This window comes from Microcystis sp. M53598_WE2, assembly GCF_030067735.1.
GTDB classification, from domain to species: domain Bacteria; phylum Cyanobacteriota; class Cyanobacteriia; order Cyanobacteriales; family Microcystaceae; genus Microcystis; species Microcystis aeruginosa.
The window spans coordinates 1-5,259 of the sequence record NZ_JASJFE010000656.1; the positions used below are offsets into that span (position 1 = coordinate 1).

Sequence of the window (5,259 nt, forward strand, 5' to 3'; positions counted from 1 at the left end):
TGAAGGGGTCAATTACCTAATTTTCAGGGAAAAAGTCCCTGAATTTTCCCCCCGATCACTCCCATATCTGGTACTTTTTGATTTACAAAAACTCTAAAAGTCTTAACCAACAAGGGTTTTACCATTATTCAGCCAGCCCTAATTAGCACTCGATCGCTACTTTTTTTCTTTCCACAATTCCCTAGTAGGGGAAAGGGTCAACCACTGCCAAAACCGATCAGACATCAAGATAGAAGATAAATCTAAAGAAAGTGTGAAATTAGCAGAAATTGCCGATTTTTTTAGTATTATATCTCTGAAAAGCGGATATTTTCCCCGTGAGAACGGCAAATTAAAGGTGAAAAAATAGTTATTTTTTACATCTTATAGCAGTTTAATCCGATTTGATGGGAGATAACCTGAAAGTAAAATGTTTCAACCTTAGATGCGGAAAGTTACCACGAAAGTTTGATTGCTTAAAGAGTCAAGTGCTGATGGCGATTCCTGTGGGGTCGCTATTTTTTTCCTCCCCACCGACAAAATTGAGCAGCGCTCGTCGTCCTTGCTCGCCTCGATCGAGTAAAGTAATCTCTAGATAATTTTCTGGCAAAAAAGTTAAACGTTCTGACCATTCGATCGCCACTATCCCTAAATCCACCTCGATTCCCTGCCAATAATTTTCTAGGTACAGCGCCTCGATATCTTGACCCTGCAAACGATACAAATCCAAATGATACAAAGGAAGGCGGCCTTCGTTATATTCGTTAACGAGGGTGAAGGTAGGACTAGCTATAGGCTCTTGAATGCCCAATCCTAGGCCAATTCCCTGTACTAAGGTGGTTTTTCCCGCTCCCAAATCGCCTTTTAATAAAATTACACTGCCAGAGGCCAAGGTTTGCCCCAGTTTTTCGCCTAAATTGACAGTAGCTTCTCGATCGGGTAAGTCGATAATCATTTTTTCCCGTTAGGATGCCCATTAACCACTGATTTTAATATAGCGATCAGAGCAGGTTTCTGACATCCTTGGCTCTGGGGGGCCAAATTTGGTCTTTTGATCGAGAAAAATAGAAGCAGTTAAACTCATCTCTTATCTCTTAGTCTTAACCTTTGGTCAAATGGTCGCTATCAGGGCAGAGATAAGCGATCGGCGAAACCTTCTGGTAGATTAGACTAAATGGGAGTTGGTTAACTGCTTTTATAAAATTGATTGTTCCCTAACCATCAGCATTGTCTAGGGTCGAGGGGAATAAAACAACCGAAGTTTAGGACTTTAAGCCAGAAGTTAAGAAAAAAAGTGAAATTATTATTTTTGAGTAATGGCCACGGTGAAGACGAGATCGCGATCCGGATTATTAAAAGACTGCAATCATCTCCCCACTGTCCTGGTATTACTGCTTTACCCCTAGTGGGTAACGGTTATGCTTATACTCGTCTGGGGATTCCCCTTCTCGATCGAGGTCAAAAAATGCCCTCTGGGGGTTTTATCACCAGGGATGCGAAACAATTATGGCGAGATCTACGGGGGGGATTATTAGGATTAACCTCTCGTCAATACCGTCTGGTCAGAAATTGGGGCCAAGAAGGGGGAAAAATTGTCGCGGTGGGAGATATCTTACCCCTTGCCCTTGCTTGGTTGAGCGAGAGGGATTATACTTTTGTGGGAACGGCTAAATCGGAATACTATCTCCGGGATGAGCAGGGATGGTTAGATAGTAGCTCGATGATCGATCGCCTCTGGGGTTCCTATTATTATCCTTGGGAACGCTGGTTAATGGCTCATCCTCGCTGTCGGGGGGTTTTTCCCCGGGATAGTTTAACTAGCAAAATTTTACAACAGTGGTCAATTCCCGTTGTCGATGGGGGTAATCCGATGATGGATGACCTTTTACCCTCCATAACGGGCGATTTTCCCCAAGATTGCCTAACTATTCTGCTGCTACCCGGTTCGCGCTTTCCCGAATCTCTCCACAATTGGCAGCAAATTCTCGCAGCTGTGGCCGCCATTATCGGCCGTTTTCCCGATTACAAGCTGGAATTTTTGGCGGCGATCGCTCCTTCTCTCCCCCCGGAATCTTTTACGGCTGCTTTAATTTCCCAGGGTTGGCGAGAACATAGCACAAATAAGTTTATTTGTCAAGAAGTATTTATAACTATTTCTCAAACGGATTACGCCGAATATTTAGGCCGCTGCCATCTGGCCATCGCCATGGCGGGAACTGCCACGGAACAGTTCGTCGGTTTGGGTAAACCGGCGATCACGATTGCGGGATCTGGACCACAATTTACTCGCCATTTTGCCAAACTGCAACAGCGTTTATTGGGCTGTTCAATTCTCTTAGGCGATAGTGCCGAGTCAGTAGCAGACAAGTTAGAATATTTATTACAAAATCCCCCACAGTGGCAAGAAATCGCCTTTAATGGTCGTCAGAGAATGGGGCCAGCCGGGGCCTCCGATCGCATTGCCCAATGGTTACTAGGCAATTTTTGCCCTTAAACGAAAGTATCGGTCTGATTTTCGCCCCTAGTGGGCCCCTCAAAAATAGTTTCTAGGGCAATTTTTTGGGCGCTTGGTTGTTGTCCGTAGCTGAAAAGATGGGGAATTTCTGCGCTTTGTTGACGAAACCACTGGAAAACGTAGGGACTACCATAAACAATCAATGCTTGAATTTGTCCAGTTTTCAGCAAAGCTTGATAGATAGCTTTCGTTTCCTCCCCTAATCCGGCACTACCCCGAAAAGGATTACCACGGATAAATACTTGTAGGAGAGTCGTTTCTGGGGAGACGAGGGACTGATTAAAGGTGCTACGATCAATTATTTGGGTTTGATAACCCCATTGTCGGGGAATTGTCACCGCCGGACAAGAGCGATCGAGAAAGTCACAGTTGAGCAAATCATCGATAATGATTAAATTGCGGCCTTGAGTGGCTTTAATCGGTAAATTAGCGCTAACTGTTTGGGAATCTTTTAAAATATCCCTGACAATCTCTAGAGCTTGCGGTGCCGCTAAACTGCTTAAGGATTCTAAGGATGGCTGTCTTTGCCCCAATTTCTCTTTTGCTCGTTGAATACGTTGCCAAGAATCATTAATTCTCGCTTCGCTAATTGTACCCGCTTGCACGGCACTATACACCGCTTCGATCGCTTCGATCGGATCGGGTGGCATTAACAGTATATCGGCCCCCGCCTGTACCGCCCTCACTGCTATGGCGGCAGCGCTGGCAATTTTGGTTACTCCTCCCATAATCAGGGCATCAGTGACGATTAAACCCTGAAAACCGAGATTTTGGCGCAGTTTTTCCCCGAGAATTTTCGAGGAAAGAGTGGCGGGAAATTCGGCATCCCAAGCGGGAATTAACAGATGGCCTGACATAATACTATCAACCCCCGACTCGATCGCTGCTTGAAAGGGCGGCAATTCGAGCGCTTCTAGGCGATGATGATCGTGGTTGATGATGGGAAGATCGAGATGGGAGTCATTGCTGGTGTCACCGTGGCCCGGAAAATGTTTGGCCGTGGTCAAAACTGGATAGGAATCCGCCCCTAAAATAAAAGCTTGAGCTAGATTAGCGACGATTTCGGGAGTTTCAGCGAAGGAACGAATATTGATAACGGGATTGTCGGGATTATTGTTCACATCGACAATTGGGGCTAAAATCCAGTTAATCCCGATCGCTAGGGCTTCCTTAGCGGTAATTGCTCCCATTTCCATAGCATATTCTGTGGCTTTTGTCAAGCTTTTTTCGGCTATTTTTCCTAAAGCCATCGGGGGGGGAAACCAAGTAGCGCCAGAAAACCTTTGGCCGACTCCCTCCTCGATATCGGCGGCAATGAGCAGAGGATTATCCCCGGACCAACTTTGTAATTGTTGGCTACGGAAAGCGATTTCGGCGGCGCTGCCTCCTAAGAGAATCACCCCACCGAGGTGGAGGGTTTCTAACCAATGTTTCAGGGTGGCGTTGACAGGTTCCCAAGCAGGATAGCGGATTTGTTGGTCAAAGAGATAGCCGGAAGCGCGGACTACTATCATCTGACCAATACGTTCTTTGAGGGATAAAATGCGATCGCTCATTATTCAGTTATCAGTTATCAGTTATCAGTTATCAGTTATCAGGAGACAGGAGATTATTTTTATTTGTTCTCCCCATACCCCAATTCATAATTCATAATTCATAATTCATAATTCCCCCACTTCCCCATCACCCCACACCCCACACCCTCTTTCAAGTCAGGAGACTCCGAGACAGGAGACAGGGAGAAAAAAGACGGCTAATAGTTCTATTCTTCTTCGGAATCGTCATCTTCTGGGGGTCGATCGCTTTTAATATGATCAAGAAGGTGTAACATTCGATCGCCGCGTTCGAGGGAAGAATCTTCTAGGAAGACCACTTCGGGGGTACGTCTGAGACGGATGCGTTGACCAAGTTCGCGCCGGACGAATCCTGCGGAAGCTTTTAAACCGGCCATAGTTTCGGCCTTTGCATCTTCGTTGCCGTAGATAGACACAAAAATTTTAGCGTGTTGCAGGTCGTGGGAGAGAGCCACATCGGTAACGCTAACCATACCGGCACCGACCCGATCATCTTTAATTTCCATTAATAACATTTGGCTGACCTCGCGCTTAATTAGCGAGGACACGCGAGATACTCGACGGTCGTTAGCCATAATTTTCGTCCCCTAAAAACAGCGAAACCCTTACCATTGTATCAAGCTAATCCGAGCATGGCTTTGAGGGTGAAATAAAGAAAGGCGAAAGTTCCCCCCAGAAAGCCCACAAGTGCGATCGCTGTGAGGGGATTTTTTAATAAAGGGGCCAACCAGCCGAAAAAGGCGAAGAAAATCCCTAAACTAAAGCTAATCAGATAGCGGGGGTAACGGCTCACGTTATCAAAAAAGTCGCCCATAAATTTTGTTTATTATCTTTGTCCGTAAGCAATTATAGCAGTAAGCTTCGGTGCTGCCACGCCGCCCGATTCAAGGGACTTAACAGAATCTCTAGACTTTTGTACTATTTAGTGGTATAACTATCTGGCTGGAGAAAAGTACAGAATCGCTCCACTCTAGATCAAGTTAAGGGTACATTCAAGCTTGCAACGGGCATCGATCGATCCCTGAATTCGGGCTAACCAAAAGAGGATAATTAGGGGCTGCTGAAAAAGTTTTTCGTGGGGGCAGGGTGTGGGGTGTGGGGTGTGGGGTGTGGGGTTTTACCCATTTTCAGGTGGTCAATTACCTAATTTTCAGGGAAAAAATCCCTAAATTTTCCCCCCAATCACTCCAA

At 45.7% G+C, this 5,259-nt stretch carries 5 protein-coding genes; 1 reads left to right on the forward strand and 4 read right to left on the reverse strand.

The window, feature by feature from the left end; all coding sequences use genetic code 11:
- Window positions 1–463: 463 nt before the first annotated feature.
- Window positions 464–934 carry a tRNA (adenosine(37)-N6)-threonylcarbamoyltransferase complex ATPase subunit type 1 TsaE gene (tsaE, locus tag PX636_RS13335; RefSeq protein WP_002782611.1) on the reverse strand — a complete coding sequence of 157 codons (471 nt, stop codon included), beginning with the start codon at window positions 932–934 and terminating at the stop codon, window positions 464–466.
- Window positions 935–1,273: 339 nt separating this feature from the next.
- On the opposite strand from tsaE, the gene PX636_RS13340 reads away from it, so the two are divergent.
- Window positions 1,274–2,473 carry a lipid-A-disaccharide synthase-related protein gene (locus tag PX636_RS13340; RefSeq protein ID WP_288117558.1) on the forward strand — a complete coding sequence of 400 codons (1,200 nt, stop codon included), beginning with the start codon at window positions 1,274–1,276 and terminating at the stop codon, window positions 2,471–2,473.
- On the opposite strand, the gene PX636_RS13345 is transcribed toward PX636_RS13340, so the two are convergent.
- The 3 genes from PX636_RS13345 to PX636_RS13355 form a co-directional block, all read right to left on the reverse strand.
- Window positions 2,470–4,050: a glycoside hydrolase family 3 N-terminal domain-containing protein gene (locus PX636_RS13345; protein WP_004163468.1), complete on the reverse strand. Its 1,581-nt coding sequence runs from the start codon at window positions 4,048–4,050 to the stop codon at window positions 2,470–2,472. The genes PX636_RS13340 and PX636_RS13345 overlap by 4 nt on opposite strands.
- Window positions 4,051–4,256: 206 nt before the next feature.
- Window positions 4,257–4,643 carry a 30S ribosome-binding factor RbfA gene (gene rbfA / locus PX636_RS13350; RefSeq protein WP_288117559.1) on the reverse strand — a complete coding sequence of 129 codons (387 nt, stop codon included), beginning with the start codon at window positions 4,641–4,643 and terminating at the stop codon, window positions 4,257–4,259.
- Between the two features lie 41 nt (window positions 4,644–4,684).
- Window positions 4,685–4,882: a DUF751 family protein gene (locus tag PX636_RS13355; RefSeq protein ID WP_002737592.1), complete on the reverse strand. Its 198-nt coding sequence runs from the start codon at window positions 4,880–4,882 to the stop codon at window positions 4,685–4,687.
- Window positions 4,883–5,259 lie beyond the last annotated feature (377 nt).